The organism is Streptomyces sp. SD15, from assembly GCF_054462255.1.
The window spans coordinates 136657-154300 of record NZ_JBTLMO010000002.1 but is presented as its reverse complement, the minus strand read 5'-3'; the positions used below and the strand labels follow the sequence as shown (position 1 = coordinate 154300).

Here is a 17644-nt window from a genome sequence, read left to right as displayed (position 1 = left end):
GCGGGGCTCTGCAGCTACGCGGCCTTGGCCTTCGTGGCGTACATGTCCACGTACTCCTGCCCCGACAGCCGCATGACCTCGGTCATCACGGAGTCGGTCACGGCGCGCAGCACATAACGGTCGCGGTCCATCCCCTCGTACCGGGAGAACTCCATCGCCTCACCGAAGCGAACCGTGACGCGCCCGGGCCGCGGGAAGCCGGCCCCACCGGGCTGGATCTTGTCCGTGCCGATGATGGCGAACGGGACCACGGGCGCGCCCGTCATCAGGGTCAGCCGGGCGATGCCGGTACGACCGCGGTAGAGCCGGCCGTCGGGGGAGCGGGTGCCCTCCGGGTAGATGCTGAAGACCTTGCCCTCCTCCAGCACCCGGCGGCCGGTCATCAGCGCCGCGACACCGCCGCGGGCGCCGTCACGGTCGACCGGGATCATGCCGACGCCGGTGAAGAACCACGCCATCAGCCGCCCCTTGAGGCCCTTGCCGGTGACGTACTCGTCCTTGCCGATGAAGAAGACCTGACGGTCGCAGAAGAGCGGCATGATCATCGAGTCGATGAAGGTGAGATGGTTGCCGGCCAGGATGACCGGACCGTCGCCCGGGATGTGCTCCATGCCCTCCACCCGTGGGCGGAACATCAGGCGCATGATCGGTCCGAGCAGTGCCTTGATGAGCGCGAAGCGGGACAACGGGCCCTCCGGTGTCAAGGGATTCGGTATGAGTCTGTGCAGGTGAGGACGATACTCGCGGCCACCCGGTGATTGCACATCGGGTTCACGGACTAGATACGCACTGTTGACCAATGTTTACCTGCCGTGGTGTCCCGGCGGCGTGAGCGTCACCCGTTCGACACGAAGTGGCGTACTCCGTACGACATTCAGCGGCACCCACGTGTTCCACCACAGGTCACCCTCCCGATACGCGTGGGCACCTACGATCGACCCGCTTTGACAGGTGCGGGGCGGTACGGCGGGAGGAGCGCTCATGGGGACGCAGGAGTCGAACGGTCAGGATCTGGGACAGGGGCGGGGTACGGCGCGACGGGCACTGCTCGGGGCCGCGGTGCTCGTCGCGGGCGGAGCGGTCCTCGGACTGCCCGGCGCGGCGAGAGCCGACGCGCGGCACGGGAGCGGCGGCTACCGGAGCCTGCCGAAGCCGACCGTCATCGGGCATCGCGGGGCCAGCGGCTACCGGCCGGAACACACCTTCGGCGCCTATCAACTGGCCCTCGACATGGGCGCCGACGTCGTCGAGGCCGGCGACCTGGTGCCCACCAAGGACGGCCACCTCGTCTGCCGTCACGAGCCCGAGATCGGCGGCACCACCGATGTGGCGACGCACCCCGAGTTCGCCGACCGCAAGACCACCAAGACCCTCGACGGCATCGCGGTCACCGGCTGGTTCACCGAGGACTTCACGCTGGCCGAGCTGAAGACGCTGCGGGCCGTCGAGCGCATCCCCGCCAACCGCCCGCACAACACCCTCTACAACGGCCGCTGGGAGATCCCCACCTTTGAAGAGGTGCTCCGCTGGCAGGACGAGCAGACGAAGAAGCGCGGCAAGCAGGTCTGGATCTACCCCGAACTCAAGCACCCCACCTACTTCCGCAAGCTGGGCCTCGGCCTGGAGGAGCGGGTCGCCACACTGCTGCGCAAGCACGGCAAGGACAAGAAGAACTCGCCGGTCATCCTCCAGTCCTTCGAGCCGACCAGCGTCGAGCGCCTGAACAAGCTCGTCGGCAACCCGCTCGTCGTCCTGCTGTCCGCCGCGAACACCCGCCCCTGGGACTTCGTCGAGACGGGTGACCCGCGCACGGTCACCGACCTCGTCAAGCCCGCGGGCCTGAAGTGGATCGCCTCGTACGCGCAGGGCATCGGCCCCACGCTCGACCTGGTCATCCCGAAGGACGCGAGCGGCAACCTCACCACGCCGACCACGCTCGTCGACGACGCGCACGACGCGGGCCTGATCCTGCACCCGTACACCATGCGCAACGAGAACCCCTTCCTGCCCACGAGCTTCCGCAAGGGCACCGACCCGGACGCCTACGGGGACGCCTTCGGCGCCTTCAAGGTCTACTTCGAGACGGGCATCGACGGCGTCTTCTCCGACAACCCGGACACCGCGCTGCTCGCCCGCGAGGACTTCGTCAACGGATGATCCCCTCACCCCGATGGGGTGACAGTCGACCGCCCCGGCAACCCCTTGCCGGGGCGGTCGCGTCCCGGCGCATATGACCCACGAGATGGTTTCCACTTTGCGCCCGCTGCTCGCCGCCGAGGCCTCGGCGGAGGCATATGCGTCCGGGACCGAACAGAGCGACCTCGAACAGGCCGTGTGGCTACGCCTCCTGGAGCGCCTCGACGCGGACGGCCCACCCGTCGACCCGCAAGGATGGTTGCGCCGCGCCGTGCGCTTCGAGGTCCGCCGTACCCGCCGCACGGCCCGCCTCGAGCGGCCGTACGTCTCGGAGCCCGCCGACGAGAGCGGGTCCGGCCCCGAGCAGCAGGCGTTGACCGCCGACAGCCGCCGCGCCCTCCATGACGCGGTCCGGCGGCTGCCCGGCCGCTGCCAGAGTCTCATGGCGGCGCTGCTCTCGCCGAAGGACCTCACCTACCGGGAGATCGCAGGTGAGTTGGGTATCTCACAAGGCAGTCTGGGTCCGGAACGTTCCAGATGTCTGGGATGTCTGCGTCGGATGCTCGCACCGGTGGTTGCGCCCAGTGGGTCCCGGGGATAGGAGTGAGGGACGACCGGTGGAACAGGTGAGCGGGAGGCATGCACACATGGGCATGAGCGTGACCATCTCGGCGGCGACCGAGCAGGACGCAGAGCAGATCCTCAAGCTGCAGTACCTCTGCTACCAGAGCGAGGCGGAGCTGTACGGCGACTACGGCATCGAGCCGCTCACGCAGCCGCTCGACTCCCTCAGGGCGGAACTGGCGGGCGGCACGGTCCTGGTGGCCCGGCTGGGAGACGAGGTGGTGGCCTCCGTCCGCGGCGCCGTGGACGCCGACGGCACGGCGCGCATCAACAAGCTCATCGTCCACCCGCGCATGCAGCGCCACGGCCTGGGCGGACGGCTGCTCGCCGCGATCGAGGCCCAGCTCGCCGAGGCCGGCGCGGCGAAGTCCTTCCAGCTGTTCACGGGCCACCGCAGCGACCGCAACCTGCGCCTGTACCGCAAGCACGGCTACGCGCAGGTCTCCACGGAGCGCGTCGACGAGCGGCTCACCCTGGTGACCCTGGCCAAGGGCGCCGAGACGACCGCGTTCGTGGCGAGCGCTTAAGACCGACCGGCAATTGGAGGGCGGCGTCGCGGGTTCTGGCACGCACATCTGCCGCGTTGTCGTCGGTCGCGATGGCTCCGCCATCACTCCCTCCTCCGCCTTGCAGCTGCACGCACCAGAACCCGCTCCTTCTCCCACCCTCCCATTGCCGGTCGGTCTAAGGGGCGGCGCCGCGGTGCTCTCAGTCGAGCGCCGCCACGCGCGCCTTGCGCAGCCAGTACATCGCCGACAGCGGCAGCAGCACCGGGATGAACAGATAGCCCATCCCGTAGTCCGACCACACCGTGGCGTCGGGGAAGGCGGACGGCTCCACCAGCGTCCAGGTCCCGACGACCAGTACGCCCGCGAGCTCGGCGGCGCAGCACACCAGCGCCGCCCTGCGGGCCCTCTCGCCGCCGCGGACGAGCGAGTACGTGATGAAGCCGTAGACGAGACCCGCGACCGCCGACAGCGAATAGGCGAGCGGGGCCTTGTCGAACTCCGTCGCGATCTGCACGGCGGAACGCGACACGGCGCCGACCACCATCACGCCGTACAGCCAGAGCAGCAGCATGCCGGGGCCGCTGATGAGCCTCGTCCGCTGCTTCTTCTCCGTCTTCCCCGTGATGGCGTCGGCCTTCGTCACGTCAGCCTCCCCAGATGTCATAGAGCCGCACCTCCAGTACGGCGAGGACCACACCGCCGGCCGCCACCGTGATCGAACCCCAGCGGGTGCGCTCCGCCAGCGACATGAAGCCCGCGGCCGGAACGCACGCGAAGGCACCGAGCAGATACGCCACGAAGATCGTCGTGCCCTGCTCCGGCTCCTCGCCGCGCGCCAGCTGGACGATGCCGATCACCAGCTGGACCGCGGCGAGCAGCGACACCACGGCCATGCCGATGAAGTGCCAGTCCTTCGTGGACTGGTCACGGTAGGCGGCCCAGCCGCACCAGGCGGCGAGCGCGAGAGCGGCGACGGCGGTCGCGACCGTCAGGGCATCAAGCATGCCGTGACCCTATTACGGGCCAAAAGGCCCGATGCCCTCGCCCCCGGCTGCCCCGTAGGGTCGAGGGCATGAAGATCCACGCTGATGCCCTGCTGTTCGACAACGACGGAACGCTCGTCTCATCCCTGGAGTCGGTGAACCGCTGCTGGGCCCGATGGGCGGGGGAGTACGGCATCACCGCCGAGGACTTCGCCCGGATCGAACTGCACGGCCGCCCGGCCGTCGAGATAGCCGCCGACCTGCTGCCCGCCGACCTCGTCCCCGAGGCCCTCGCACGTATCGAGCAGCTGGAGGTCGAGGACGTACCCGGCGGTGTCGTGCTGCTCCCCGGCACCGCCGCGTTCCTCGACTCGCTCCCCGCCGACCGCTGGGCCGTCGTCACCTCCGCCACCCGGCGGCTGGCCGAGGCCCGGCTCGGCGAGGTCGGCATCCGCCCCAAGACGCTGGTCTGCGCCGACGACGTCACCCGCGGCAAGCCCGACCCCGAGCCCTACCTGCTCGCCGCCCGGGAGCTGGGCGTCGACCCGGCCCGCTGCGTGGTCTTCGAGGACGCTCCGGCAGGGTTGCAGGCGGGCCGCGCCGCCGGCATGACCACCGTGGCATTGGCCACAACCCACCAGGCGTCCGAGCTGCACGCGGACCTCGTGGTGCCGGACCTCTCCGCCTTGTCCGCACTGGTCACGCGCGGGGGAGTGGAGATCTCCACCCGGGACTGACGACAGTCCACCGCTGTCCGCTATCCGGACAGCGGTGGCGGGTCCCGGCTGTGGGTCTGCTTTACTTGCTTCCATGACCACGACGAGCAGCCGCATCCTTGCGACCGAGGCGACCACGACGCCCGGTGCTCGTTGTATGTGTCGAATGTGCGCCTGCTAGAGGGCCCCCGCACCACCGCCTGGCCTTGCGCCCCGAAGCGAGACCGCCGCGCCCTGTCCGTACCGCGTATGTGACCTGGGCTGCCCCGCGCACATGTTCTCCCCGGACAGTTCCGGTTCCCTCGCACCGCGAGAACCGTGCCGCGTTCCCGACCGAATGCACCCGTGCCCGGCGCACACCCACGCCCTGCACTCGACAGTGACGGAATCCCCAGTGATCACGACAACGGGCCTCACCAAGGTCTACCGCTCGCGCGGCCGTGAGGTGACCGCCCTCGACGGCGTCGATCTGCGCGTCCGCGAGGGAGAGGTGTACGGCGTCATCGGCCAGTCCGGCGCCGGCAAGTCCTCGCTCATCCGCTGCGTCAACCTCCTCGAGCGTCCCACCTCCGGCACGATCACCGTCGCCGGACAGGACCTCACCGCGCTCGCCGGACGCGGCCCGCGGGCCGGCGCGGAGCTGCGCAGGGCGCGCAGCCGCATCGGCATGGTCTTCCAGCACTTCAACCTGCTGTCCTCGCGGACCGTCCAGGAAAACGTCGAGCTGCCGCTCGAAATCCTTCGCATCGCGGGGAAGGAACGTTCCCGCAAGGCGCTCGAGCTCCTCGACCTCGTCGGTCTCTCCGACAAGGCCAAGGTCTACCCGGCGCAGCTCTCCGGCGGCCAGAAGCAGCGCGTCGGCATCGCCCGCGCCCTGGCCGGCGACCCGAAGGTGCTGCTCTCGGACGAGGCGACCAGCGCCCTCGACCCGGAGACCACCCGCTCCATCCTTCAGCTGCTGCGCGACCTGAATCGGCAGCTGGGCCTGACCGTCCTGCTCATCACCCACGAGATGGACGTCGTCAAGACCATCTGCGACTCGGCCGCCCTCATGGAGAACGGCAGGATCGTCGAGTCCGGCACCGTCAGCGAGCTGCTCGCGACGCCCGGCTCCGAGCTGGCCTCCGCGCTCTTCCCGGTCAGCGGCGACGCCTCCGGCGACGATCGCACCGTCATCGACGTCACCTTCCACGGCGAGGCCGCGACCCAGCCCGTCATCTCGCAGCTCTCGCGCACGTACAACATCGACATCTCGATCCTGGGCGCCGCGATGGACACCGTCGCAGGCAAGCAGGTCGGCCGGATGCGCATCGAGCTGCCCGGCCGCTACGAGGAGAACGTCGTGCCGATCGGATTCCTGCGCGAGCAGGGGCTGCAGATCGATGTCCAGGGCCAGGAGCCCGTGCTGCTGAAGGATGGTGCCAAGTGACCTGGTCGGAGATGCAGCCGCTGCTGTCCCAGGCGTGTTGGGACACGTTCTACATGGTCGGCTGGTCCACGCTGATCGCCATCGTCGGCGGTCTGCCGCTCGGCATCCTGCTCGTCCTCACCGACCGCGGCGGACTGCTGCAGAACGTCCTCGCGAACAAGGTCATCGGGCAGGTCGTGAACATCGCCCGCTCCCTGCCGTTCATCATCCTGATGGTCGCGCTGATGAGCTTCACGCGCACGATCACGGGGACGACGATCGGCCGCGAGGCGGCGATCGTGCCGCTCGCGATCGGGGCGATCCCGTTCTTCGCGCGTCTCGTCGAGACGGCTGTCCGTGAAGTGGACGGCGGGCTCGTCGAGGCCGTGCAGTCGATGGGCGGCAACACCTGGACCGTCGTCCGCAAGGTCCTCGTACCGGAGTCGCTGCCGTCGCTGATCTCCTCCGCGACCACCACGATCGTCGCCCTCATCGGCTACTCGGCGATGGCCGGCACGGTCGGCGCCGGAGGCCTCGGCGACATCGCGATCCGCTACGGCTACCAGCGCTTCGAGACCGGACTGATGTGGATCACCGTGGCGATCCTCGCCGTGGTCATCTCCGTCATCCAGTTCGCCGGCGACTACGCGGCCCGTGGGCTGCACCGGCGCGGCGGACAGTCCGGAGCCGGGCCGAAGCTGAGGCTGCTGAAGGCCAAGGAGCCTGCGACCGCGGACGTCGGCAAGGTCGCCTGAGCACCACGCTCAACCCGTACAGCACCCGCAGAACACCCGCAGAACACCCGCAGATTTCCCCGTACCACCCTCACGGGGCGCTTCACCCACATGGAAAGGCACTTTTCGTGCGTAACACCGCCAAGATCACCACCGCCGTCCTCGCCGCCGGAGCCCTCACCCTCGGCCTCAGTGCCTGCGGCTCGGAGAAGGACTCCGCCGCCGACACCAGCGGTCCGCTGATCGTTGCCGCGAGCCCCGTCCCGCATGCCGAGATCCTCAACTACGTGAAGGACAACCTGGCGAAGGACGCGGGCCTCGACCTGGAGGTCAAGGAGTTCACCGACTACGTGACGCCGAACACGGCGACCGAGGACGGGTCCGTGGGCGCCAACTACTTCCAGAACCAGCCGTACCTCGACGACTTCAACAAGAAGAACGGCACCCACATCGCGCCCGTCGTCACGGTGCACCTGGAGCCGCTCGGCCTCTACTCCCACAAGGTCAAGAGCGCCGACGCCCTGAAGAGCGGTGCGACGATCGCCGTCCCGAACGACAGTGTCAACGAGGCACGCGCCCTCAAGCTCCTCGACGCCAACGGGATCATCACGCTCAAGGACGGCGTGGGCAACGAAGCGACCCCCGCGGACATCACCAAGAACCCGAAGAACCTCAAGTTCAAGGAGCTGGAGGCGGCCCAGACCCCGCGCTCCCTGGACGACGTCGACGCCGCGGTGATCAACGGCAACTACGCCATCGAGGCCGACCTCAAGCCCGCCACGGACGCCCTCGTCCTGGAGTCCGCCACGGACAACCCGTACGGCAACTTCCTCGCCGTCAAGGAGGGCAACGAGGACGACCCGCGCGTGAAGAAGCTCGCCAAGCTCCTCACGTCGCCCGAGGTCAAGAAGTTCATCGAGGACAAGTACGAGGGTTCCGTCATCGCGTCGTTCTGACGGCGCGACCGATTCCAGAGGGGTCAACGCAATGCGCAAGCACGTCATACCCGCGGTGTCCGCCGCGGTAGCCCTCGGCCTCGGACTGACGGCCTGTGGTTCGGGCTCGGACTCAGGCAGTGGTGACAACGACGCCCTGGTCGTCGGCGCCACCGCCGTACCGGCCGGCGAGGTCCTGTCGTACATAAAGAAGGATCTCGCCGATAAGGCCGGACTCGATCTGGAGATCAAGGAGTTCACGGACTACGTCCTGCCGAACACCGCGGTCCAGGAGGGCTCGCTCGACGCGAACCTCTACCAGAACCAGCCCTATCTGGACGACTACAACAAGTCCAAGGGCACGGACCTGGTATCGGTCGTCAAGGCGTACCTGCCGCCCATGGGCGTGTACTCGAAGAAGGTCGAGGACGTCACCGAACTCGCCGACGGAGCCACCGTCGCGGTGCCCAACGACGTCACCAACGAGGGACGCGCCCTCAAGCTCCTTGCCTCCAAGGGGGTCATCACACTCAAGGAGGGTGCCGGAACGACCGCGTCCCCCGAGGACATCACGGCCAACCCGAAGCACCTGACGTTCAAGGAGCTGGAGCCTGCCCAGCTGCCGCGCTCGCTCGACGACGTGGCCGCAGCGGTGATCAACAACAACTACGCACAGGACGCGGGGCTCAGCCCCGCCACCGACGCGGTCCTCCTGGAGTCCGCGAAGGACAACCCCTACGCGAACCTGCTGGCGGTCAAGAAGGGCAACGAGGACGACCCGCGGGTCAAGAAGCTCGCCGAGCTCCTGACCTCGCCCGAGGTGAAGAAGTTCATCGAGGACAAGTACAAGGGCTCGGTCCTGCCGGTCACTTCCGGCTGACAGCTCTCGTCACCGCACGGGGGCCACTCCATCGTCCGGAGTGGACCCCGTGGTGCGTCACGGTGGTTTCATGCTGCATGCTGGGCAGTTCAGCGGGCCCGCGGGAATCCTAGGTTTCGCAACGGCCCGAAGTCCCCGACGGTTACGGAGCGGCGCATGACCAGCACCTTCCCCGACATCTCCATCAGCACGGAGCGGTTGGTTCTGCGCGCCCTCGAGGAGGACGACGTCCCCGCTCTGGCCGAGATGATGAACGACGAGCAGGTCGCGGCCTGGACCGACGTGCCCCAGCCCTACACCGAGGACGCCGCCCGCGGCTGGATCACCGAGTACGCGCCTGCCGAACGCACCGCGGGCCGCGGACTCGACCTCGCCGTCACCGAGTTCCTCACCCAGCGACTGGTCGGCGTCCTCCAGCTCGGCAAGACGAACTGGCATGTCCGGTCCACCGAACTGTCGTACATCATCGCTCCCTGGGCCCGCGGCGAGGGCTATGCCTCCGAGGCCGCTCTCGCGACCGCCCAATGGCTGTTCCGCGACCAGAAGTTCGAGCGCATCGAACTGCGCACGGCCGCCGACAACACCGCCTCGCAGCAGGTCGCCCAGAAGATCGGCTGCATCAGCGAGGGCGTCCTGCGCAACGCCTGCATAGCGCACACCCGCACCGAGGACGGCCGCTGGGTGGACCTCCGTACCGACTTCATCGTCTGGAGCCTCCTGCCGGAGGACCTCGACGGTGTCGGCGAGCAGCTCGCCGACACCGGTGGTTTCACGTCGTTCTCCGACTGGAACTGAATTCAGGGGCTCGAGGCCCGCGCCGCACCACCCAGCGACACCAGGTACGCTCACGGAGCGCCCGCGGGCTGCCCCCTGACGACCTGCGAAAACCTTCTGGAGACTGAGGACGATGGCCGACCGGGTCACGGTGATCGGCTGGGACGGCTCGCCACTGACCGCCGCGGCGCGCTCCGCCCTCGGCGCGGCGACACTGGTGGCCGGCGCGGCTCATCACCTTTCGCTCCCCGAGGTACCCGCGGCCGCCGAACGCGTCCGGCTCGGCAGCGTCGCCCTCGCCGCCCGCCGCATCGCGAACCATCGCGGCACCGCCGTCGTCCTCGCCGACGGGGACCCGGGCTTCTTCGGCGTCGTACGCACCCTGCGCGCCCGCGAGTTCGGACTGGAGGTCGAAGTCGTCCCCGCCGTGTCCTCGGTGGCCGCCGCCTTCGCCCGCGCCGGCATGCCCTGGGACGACGCACAGGTGGTCGTCGCACATCGCCGCACCCTGCGACGCGCGGTGAACGTGTGCCGCGCCCACACCAAGGTCGCCGTTCTCACCTCACCCGGCGCGGGCCCCGCCGAACTCGGGCTGCTCCTCGAGGGCGTGCACCGCACCTTCGTCATCTGCGAGGAACTCGGCACCGCTCGCGAGCGGGTCACGATCCTCACCTCCGACAAGGCGGCCGACCACACCTGGCGCGACCCCAATGTCGTCATCGTCATCGGCGGCTTCGTCGCCACGGCCGAGGACGGTGGCTGGATCGCCGGACGCGACCCCGGCACCGGGCCGCGCGGCTGGGCCCTGCCCGCCGAGGCGTACGGCGGCGCACTCGGCGAAGGCGAAACGGATCTGCTGCGCGCCGCCCAACTCGCCCGCCTGGGACCGCGCGTCGGGGACCTCGTGTGGGACATCGGCTCGGGCAGTGGCGCCTTCGCCACCGAAGCCGCACGCACCGGCGCGGCGGTCATCGCGGTCGACCGCAACCCCGGGTCCTGCGCCCGCACCGAGGACTCCGCCCGCCGCTACGGCGTCCAGATGCAGATCGTGCACGGCGCCGCCCCGCACATTCTGGAGAACCTTCCCGAACCCGACGTCGTGCGCGTCGGCGGCGGGGGAGCGGCGGTCGTCTCGGCCGTCGCCGACCGCCGTCCGCAGCGCATCGTGACGCACGCGGCGACCCGCGACGCGGCCGAACTCATCGGCCGCAATCTCACCGAGCACGGCTACCACGTCGAGTGCGCCCTCCTGCAGTCGGTCGAACTCGACACGAGGGCCTGGACGGAGAAGGAGCGGAGCGTCGCGTTCCTGCTCACCGGACGTCTGCCCGATCGCAACCCGTGATCCTGTTGTCGTACCGCGCGCGGTAGGCTGGCCGATCGTTGTACCGCTCTCGGGGGATCGGCTTTTCGTAGGCCAATGTCCGGAAAACCCGCCCGTTTTGAGGCGTGTGTGGTACGGCAGAACCGGAGGACGCGCGACGTGGCGCAGTCCACAGCGGGCCGTCGCGGATCAGGTGTCGCGAGGGCCGGACGACCGGGACAATGCCAGTTAATGGCTTTGTCGCCTTTGTTGGCCGGTCGTTCGTGCCGCTGGGCACGCACGCTCGTTCTTCACTACGGGGCGGTCGGTGCGCCGTTCCGGGCGAGCTGGACTTGGAAGCACTAACCGATGGGCGAGGGGTACGCATGACCGACACCGGCCAGGTCCCGGGCGAGGGACTGCCGGAGAACGCAGGCATGGTGGAGCAGCCGGGCGTCCTCGCCCCGGGCGCGTACACCTTCCTCGACCCCTCCGAGAATCCCGCCGACGACGACGACCTGCTCCTCATGCCGGGCGCGCAGGGCGCCTGGGGCAACGAGGTGGCGCCGCCTGCCCCGCAGCCGCTCGTCCACGAGCCGCTCGTCCACGAGCCGGGCCCGCACGAGACGGCCGGCCGGGACAGCGGCTCGGTCGACCTCAGCGGTGTCCGGCTGCCGAACCCCGCGCCCGCCCCGCAGCTGCCGCCGCCGCGCCGCCCACTGCACCTCGGTCCGCCGACCCCGGACGGCTCCGCGAGCCCGGTGCGCTCGCTCGCCGACCGCGGCCCCGCCGCGGCGCCGCTCGCCACCCCGGCCTACGCGGCGAATCCGGTGACTCCGGTGCGGCACGCCGGTCCCCCGACCGTCGGGCCCGAGTACCTCGACGTACCGCAGCTCTCCGAGATTCCGCCGCAGGGGGCGGTGCCGTGGGGAGCTCCGCCGGTGGGCTCCGGGGCGGCGGCTGCAGAAACGGTCGTTCCGGGAGTGGGGCAGGGATCCGAGGCCGCGCCGGTCGCCGAGCCGGAGACAGCGGCGGCGCCGGAGGCTGCCGAGGCCGCGGGGCTCGGGTCGGCTCCTCAGGCGCCGGAGGCACCTGAGGGCGCGGGTCTTGAGGCGGCGCCGCAGGTCGTTCCGGAGGTCGACCACTCGCCCGAGGCGGCGGAGGGCCATCTCGCTGCGCAGACTCCGGAGCCTGCGCAGGGCGCCGAGGCCGCGTACGTGCTGGACGGCTCGTTGGACCTGCACGCTCCGCAGCTCTCTGACGCCACTCCCTTCCCGGCAGCCCAGGAGGTCCCGGACGCGGTTCCGCCGGCCGGCGACAGCGGCAACGACGGCGGCAGGGACGGCGATGTCGCCGAGCACGTCACCGACGTCCAGGGGTCCGAGCATGCCGCCGTCCCGGCGCAGGTCTCGGCGGACGAGGAGTACTTCGCGCCCGAGCGGAACCTCCACGTCGTGCAGGACCCGCAGGCGACCCCCGCGGCTTCGCAGCAGGTCGCCGAAGAGGCAGCCCACCTCGTCGCCGACCCGCCGGTCCACCTTGCCGACCCGTCCGTTCACCTCGCCGACCCGGCCGGCCCCTTCACCGACCCGGCCGCCCAGACAGTGGACCCGGCACCCCAGTTCCCGGTCCAGGCCGCCCAGTTCGCGGATGCCGGTGTCCACATCCCGGAACCCGTGGCTCAGTTCGTGGACGCCGGTGCCGAGGTGGACGCCGGAGCGGACAGCGGATCCGCCGAGGAGGCCGCCCGGTCCGTGTCCGCCCCGCAGCCCCTCGTGGCGGACGCCCCGCACGCTTCCGACGACGCGCAGGCGCAGGCCGCGCACTCCATGGAGGCCCCGCACGCGGAGGCGGTCCCCGGCGTCGAGGCCTTCCCGGTCCAGGCCGCCCAGTTCATGGCCCCCGCCGAGGCGCACGCCGCGTTCGCCGTGGCCGAGGCCGGCGTGCCGGTCGGCGTCGCCGTACCCGCGCAGGCGCCCCAGGCGGCCATGAACCACCTGGACCAGTCGCACGGCGAGCACCTCCCCGGCGACGCGTCGGGCGCGGCCGGATTCCAGGACGCACCCCTGGAACCAGCGGCGGAACAGCCCGTCGGCCAGTTCGTGCCCGTCGAGGGCACGGTGCCGACGACCCCGCAGCTGGCCCCGACCCCGCCGCACCCCATGACCGTGCCGCCCCTCCTCGAGGAGGAGCAGCCCCCGGCCGAGGAGGCCGCGCAGGAGCAGGCTCCGGTCGTCGCCGACGTGGCGGAGATGGCGCCCGTGGAGGACCCGGAGGCCCCCACCGCCGAAGCGGAGCCCGTCACTCCGGTGCCCGCGCCCCGTAAGGCCGACACACTCCCCGTACCGGAGCCGCTCGCCGCGGACCCGGAGCCCGTAGTCGCACAGCAAGCGGAGGACCTGGACACCCGGGGCGCCGACCAGGAAGAGAGCACGGCCGCAGTGGAAGACGTACGAGAGTCCACCGGCCCGGCGGCCCCCGGCTACGACGACGCGGAGCGCGAGGCCGTGCTGCGCGTGATGCGCGAGCGCCGCGACATCCGCAACGGCTTCCGCAGCGACCCGATCCCGCACGACGTACTGCTCCGCGTCCTGGAGGCGGCCCACACCGCGCCGTCCGTCGGCCACTCCCAGCCCTGGGACTTCGTCGTCATCCGCTCCGCCGACACCCGGCGGTCGATGCACGAACTGGCCGCCCGTCAGCGCGACGCGTACGCCAAGTCGCTCCCCAAGGGCCGCGCGAAGCAGTTCAAGGAACTGAAGATCGAGGCCATCCTCGACACCCCGGTGAACATCGTCGTCACCGCCGACCCGACCCGCGGTGGCCGCCACACCCTGGGCCGCCACACCCAGCCGCAGATGGCCCCGTACTCCTCCGCGCTCGCGGTGGAGAACCTCTGGCTCGCGGCCCGCGCCGAGGGCCTCGGCGTCGGCTGGGTCAGCTTCTTCGACGAGCGCGAGATGGTCCGCGCCCTCGGCCTCCCCGAGCACCTGGAGGTCGTGGCCTACCTTTGCGTCGGCTACGTCGACGAGTTCCCGGACGAGCCCGAGCTGATGCAGGCCGGCTGGTCCAAGCGCCGTCCGCTGTCGTGGGTCGTGCACGAGGAGACGTACGGCCGTCGCGCGCTGCCCGGCGAGGAGCCGCACGACCTGCTCGCCGAGACCGTCTCCAACATCCGCCCCCTGGACGCCAAGGCGCTCGGCGAGGCGTGGGAGCGGCAGAAGCGGATGACCAAGCCCGCGGGCGCGCTCGGCATGCTGGAGATCATCTCCGCGCAGCTGTCGGGCCTGTCCCGCATGTGCCCGCCGCCGATCCCGGAGCCGGCCGCCGTCGCGATCTTCGCCGGCGACCACGGCGTGCACGCCCAGGGCGTCACCCCCTGGCCGCAGGAGGTCACCGCGCAGATGGTGGCCAACTTCCTGGGCGGCGGCGCGGTCTGCAATGCCTTCGCCAACCAGGTGGGCGCCGAGGTCTGCGTCATCGACGTGGGCGTCGCCTCCGACCTTCCGGCCACCCCGGGTCTGCTGCCGCGCAAGGTCCGCCCGGGCACCGCCGACATGACCACGGGTCCCGCGATGACCCGCGAGGAGGTCATCGCGGCGATCGACGTGGGTATCGAGACGGCCCGGGACCTGGTGGCGGCCGGTAACAAGGCCCTCCTGACCGGCGAGATGGGTATCGCCAACACCACGGCGTCCGCAGCCCTGATCTCGATCTACACGGACACCGACCCGTCCGAGGTGACGGGCCGCGGTACCGGCATCAACGACGAGACCCTGGCCCGCAAGACCGAGGTCGTACGCCGCGCCATCGAACTCCACCAGCCGGACCCGGCCGACCCCATCGGCGTCCTCGCGGCCGTCGGCGGCCTCGAACACGCGGCGATGGTCGGCCTGCTCCTGGGCGGTGCCTCCCTCCGTACGCCGGTGATCCTGGACGGCGTCAGCGCCGGCGCCGCGGCCCTCGTGGCCCGCGCCGTCGCCCCCGAGGTCCTCGCGGCCTGCATCGCGGGCCACCGCAGCGCGGAGCCCGGCCACGTCGCCGCCCTGAACAAGCTGGGCCTGCGCCCCCTGGTCGACCTCGACCTCCGCCTCGGCGAGGGCACGGGAGCGCTGCTGGCTCTGCCGGTGGTGCAGAGCGCGGCAAGGGCGATGCACGAGGTGGCGACGTTCGACTCGGCGGGGGTAACGGAAAAGTAGGCCTACAGGCTGTGGGCAGGCGTTCCGCAGGGCGAACGCCTGCCCACAGCCTGCCCACGGCCCGCAGACGAACAGGGGCCCGGGGCGGAGCCCCGGTTTCGGGAAGGGGCGGGCTTGGGGAAGGAACCCTCCCACCCCCGCCGTATCGTGGTCCCGCACTTAGAAACAGCACGTCAAGGCCGCTCCAGCCCAGCGCAGCGGCCCCGCACGAGGAGCCGCACCTCCATGGCCGAACACCCCGCCTACCCCGTAGGCCTCCGCCTCACCGGCCGCCGCGTAGTCGTCCTCGGCGGCGGCCAGGTGGCCCAGCGCCGTCTCCCGGCGCTCATCGCGGCAGGCGCGGACATCCACCTCGTATCCCCCGAGGCCACCCCGTCCGTCGAGGCGATGGCGGACGCGGGCGAGATCACCTGGACGAGGCGCCCGTACGAGGACGGCGACCTGGCGAACGCCTGGTACGCCCTGATCGCCACCAGTGACTCCGAGGCGAACACCGGCGCCTCCGCCGAGGCGGAGCGCCACCGCGTCTGGTGCGTCCGTTCCGACGACGCCGACGCGGCGACGGCCTGGACCCCGGCGACGGGCCACAGCGAGGGCGTGACGGTCGCGGTCCTCACCACGGACGCGCGCGGCCGGGACCCGCGCCACACCGCGGCGATCCGCGACGCGGTCGTCGAGGGCCTGCGCGACGGCACCCTGGTGGCGCCCCACCACCGCACCCGCACCCCCGGCGTCGCCCTGGTCGGTGGCGGCCCCGGCGACCCGGACCTGATCACGGTCCGAGGCCGGCGTCTGCTCGCCGAGGCGGACGTGGTCATCGCGGACCGCCTCGGCCCGCGTGACCTGCTCGCCGAACTCCCGCCGCAGGTCGAGGTGATCGACGCGGCGAAGATCCCGTACGGCCGTTTCATGGCTCAGGAAGCGATCAACAACGCGCTGATCGAGCACGCCAAGCAGGGCAAGTCGGTCGTCCGCCTCAAGGGCGGTGATCCGTTCGTCTTCGGCCGCGGCATGGAGGAGGCGCAGGCACTCGCCGAGGCGGGCATCGCCTGCACGATCGTCCCGGGCATCTCCAGCTCGATCTCGGTGCCGGGCGCGGCCGGTATCCCCGTCACCCACCGGGGTGTCGCACATGAGTTCACCGTGGTCAGCGGTCATGTCGCCCCTGACGACGAGCGCTCCCTGGTCGACTGGCCGGCCCTCGCCCAGTTGCGCGGCACGCTCGTCGTGCTGATGGGCGTCGACAAGATCGGCCGTATCGCCGAAACCCTGATGGCGCACGGCAAACCGGCCGACACCCCGGTCGCTCTGGTGCAGGAAGGCACGACCGCCGCGCAGCGCCGCGTCGACGCGACCCTGGCGACGGTCGCCGAGACCGTCACGGCGCAGGACGTGAAGCCCCCCGCGGTGATCGTCATCGGCCCGGTCGTGAACGTGGGCGCCGGACTCCCCGTGAACACCCCCTCCGAGTCCGCCGAGTAACCCGGGGTAACCCAACCCCTTCCAAGCCGTTGGCACCGCACCCAGGACAAGGCAGTATCACCCTGTGGCCGATCTCATCACCGTTGAGAACCCCGACGACCCGCGTCTGCGCGACTACACGGGCCTGACCGACGTGGAACTGCGCCGCAAGCGCGAACCCGCGGAGGGCCTGTTCATCGCCGAGGGCGAGAAGGTCATCAGACGGGCCAAGGACGCCGGGTACGAGATGCGCTCGATGCTCCTGTCCGCCAAGTGGGTCGACGTGATGCGCGACGTCATCGACGAGCTCCCGGCGCCGGTGTACGTGGTCACACCGGCGCTCGCCGAGCAGGTCACCGGCTATCACGTGCACCGCGGCGCGCTCGCCTCCATGCAGCGCAAGCCACTGCCCACGGCGGACGAACTCCTGCGCTCCGCCCGCCGGGTGGTTGTCATGGAGTCGGTCAACGACCACACCAACATCGGTGCGATCTTCCGCTCCGCCGCGGCCCTCGGCATGGACGCGGTCCTGCTCTCCCCGGACTGCGCCGACCCGCTCTACCGCCGTTCCGTGAAGGTCTCCATGGGTGCGGTCTTCTCCGTCCCGTACGCGCGTCTCGACTCCTGGCCCAAGGGCCTGGAATCGGTCCGCGAGGCCGGCTTCAACCTGCTCGCCCTCACCCCGGACGAGAAGGCGAAGTCCCTCGACGAGGCGGCCCCGCACCGGATGGACCGGGTCGCGCTGATGCTGGGCGCGGAGGGTGACGGCCTGTCCACGCAGGCCCTGATGGCGGCGGACGAATGGGTTCGCATCCCCATGGCCCACGGAGTCGACTCACTCAACGTGGGCGCGGCGGCCGCCGTCGCCTTCTACGCGGTGGCGACGGGCCGCCCAGGCATCTGACACTCCGTACGACGAGCCGCCCGGGGGCCCGACCACCCCTGTGGTGGACCGCCGTACAGACCCCGGTCCCGTTCACGG

16 protein-coding genes are annotated in these 17644 nt (G+C 70.7%); 13 read left to right on the top strand and 3 right to left on the bottom strand.

The genetic code is table 11. The features are described from left to right. Positions 1–14 precede the first annotated feature (14 nt). A complete protein-coding gene (locus tag ACX28W_RS02665) occupies positions 15–686 on the bottom strand; it encodes a lysophospholipid acyltransferase family protein (protein WP_458997110.1) in 672 nt (223 codons plus the stop codon). A gap of 295 nt (positions 687–981) precedes the next feature. Between ACX28W_RS02665 and ACX28W_RS02660 the strand changes: the two genes are divergently transcribed. From ACX28W_RS02660 to ACX28W_RS02650, 3 genes are all read left to right on the top strand, one after another. Then, positions 982–2157, top strand: coding sequence for a glycerophosphodiester phosphodiesterase (locus ACX28W_RS02660; RefSeq protein ID WP_458997109.1), 1176 nt, complete (start codon positions 982–984; stop codon positions 2155–2157). A 73-nt stretch (positions 2158–2230) separates the two neighbouring features. Further along, a complete protein-coding gene (locus ACX28W_RS02655) occupies positions 2231–2737 on the top strand; it encodes an RNA polymerase sigma factor (RefSeq protein ID WP_458997108.1) in 507 nt (168 codons plus the stop codon). Positions 2738–2783: 46 nt separating this feature from the next. Next, the gene (locus ACX28W_RS02650; protein ID WP_458997107.1) at positions 2784–3287 is read left to right on the top strand and encodes a GNAT family N-acetyltransferase; all 504 of its coding nucleotides are present in this window, start codon (positions 2784–2786) and stop codon (positions 3285–3287) included. 181 nt (positions 3288–3468) lie between these two features. On the opposite strand, the gene ACX28W_RS02645 is transcribed toward ACX28W_RS02650, so the two are convergent. Continuing rightward, positions 3469–3933: a hypothetical protein gene (locus ACX28W_RS02645; RefSeq protein ID WP_458997106.1), complete on the bottom strand. Its 465-nt coding sequence runs from the start codon at positions 3931–3933 to the stop codon at positions 3469–3471. Next, complete coding sequence (locus ACX28W_RS02640; RefSeq protein ID WP_458997105.1) at positions 3914–4273, bottom strand: hypothetical protein; 360 nt, start codon at positions 4271–4273, stop codon at positions 3914–3916. Before ACX28W_RS02640 ends, ACX28W_RS02645 begins: the two co-directional genes overlap by 20 nt. 68 nt (positions 4274–4341) lie before the next feature. Here ACX28W_RS02640 and ACX28W_RS02635 point away from each other — a divergent pair, with 68 nt between their 5' ends. From ACX28W_RS02635 to ACX28W_RS02590, 10 genes are all read left to right on the top strand, one after another. Further along, positions 4342–4989, top strand: a complete 648-nt coding sequence (locus tag ACX28W_RS02635; RefSeq protein WP_458997104.1) for an HAD family hydrolase — start codon at positions 4342–4344, stop codon at positions 4987–4989. A gap of 373 nt (positions 4990–5362) precedes the next feature. Continuing rightward, positions 5363–6397: a methionine ABC transporter ATP-binding protein gene (locus tag ACX28W_RS02630; protein ID WP_458997103.1), complete on the top strand. Its 1035-nt coding sequence runs from the start codon at positions 5363–5365 to the stop codon at positions 6395–6397. Continuing rightward, complete coding sequence (locus tag ACX28W_RS02625) at positions 6394–7131, top strand: methionine ABC transporter permease (RefSeq protein ID WP_458997102.1); 738 nt, start codon at positions 6394–6396, stop codon at positions 7129–7131. The genes ACX28W_RS02630 and ACX28W_RS02625 overlap by 4 nt, the downstream gene beginning before the upstream one ends. A gap of 107 nt (positions 7132–7238) precedes the next feature. Continuing rightward, positions 7239–8066, top strand: coding sequence for a MetQ/NlpA family ABC transporter substrate-binding protein (locus tag ACX28W_RS02620; protein WP_458997101.1), 828 nt, complete (start codon positions 7239–7241; stop codon positions 8064–8066). Positions 8067–8097: 31 nt separating this feature from the next. Next, the gene (locus ACX28W_RS02615) at positions 8098–8925 is read left to right on the top strand and encodes a MetQ/NlpA family ABC transporter substrate-binding protein (protein ID WP_458997100.1); all 828 of its coding nucleotides are present in this window, start codon (positions 8098–8100) and stop codon (positions 8923–8925) included. Between the two features lie 156 nt (positions 8926–9081). Further along, positions 9082–9720, top strand: coding sequence for a GNAT family N-acetyltransferase (locus ACX28W_RS02610; protein WP_458997099.1), 639 nt, complete (start codon positions 9082–9084; stop codon positions 9718–9720). Between the two features lie 112 nt (positions 9721–9832). Beyond that, positions 9833–11044 carry a precorrin-6y C5,15-methyltransferase (decarboxylating) subunit CbiE gene (gene cbiE / locus ACX28W_RS02605; protein WP_458997098.1) on the top strand — a complete coding sequence of 404 codons (1212 nt, stop codon included), beginning with the start codon at positions 9833–9835 and terminating at the stop codon, positions 11042–11044. Between the two features lie 344 nt (positions 11045–11388). After that, the gene (cobT, locus tag ACX28W_RS02600) at positions 11389–15201 is read left to right on the top strand and encodes a nicotinate-nucleotide--dimethylbenzimidazole phosphoribosyltransferase (RefSeq protein WP_458997097.1); all 3813 of its coding nucleotides are present in this window, start codon (positions 11389–11391) and stop codon (positions 15199–15201) included. Between the two features lie 225 nt (positions 15202–15426). Further along, entirely contained in the window at positions 15427–16683 is a 1257-nt protein-coding gene (gene cobA / locus ACX28W_RS02595; protein WP_458997096.1) for a uroporphyrinogen-III C-methyltransferase, read from the top strand. 64 nt (positions 16684–16747) lie between these two features. Beyond that, positions 16748–17566, top strand: a complete 819-nt coding sequence (locus tag ACX28W_RS02590; RefSeq protein WP_362087072.1) for a TrmH family RNA methyltransferase — start codon at positions 16748–16750, stop codon at positions 17564–17566. Positions 17567–17644: the final 78 nt, after the last annotated feature.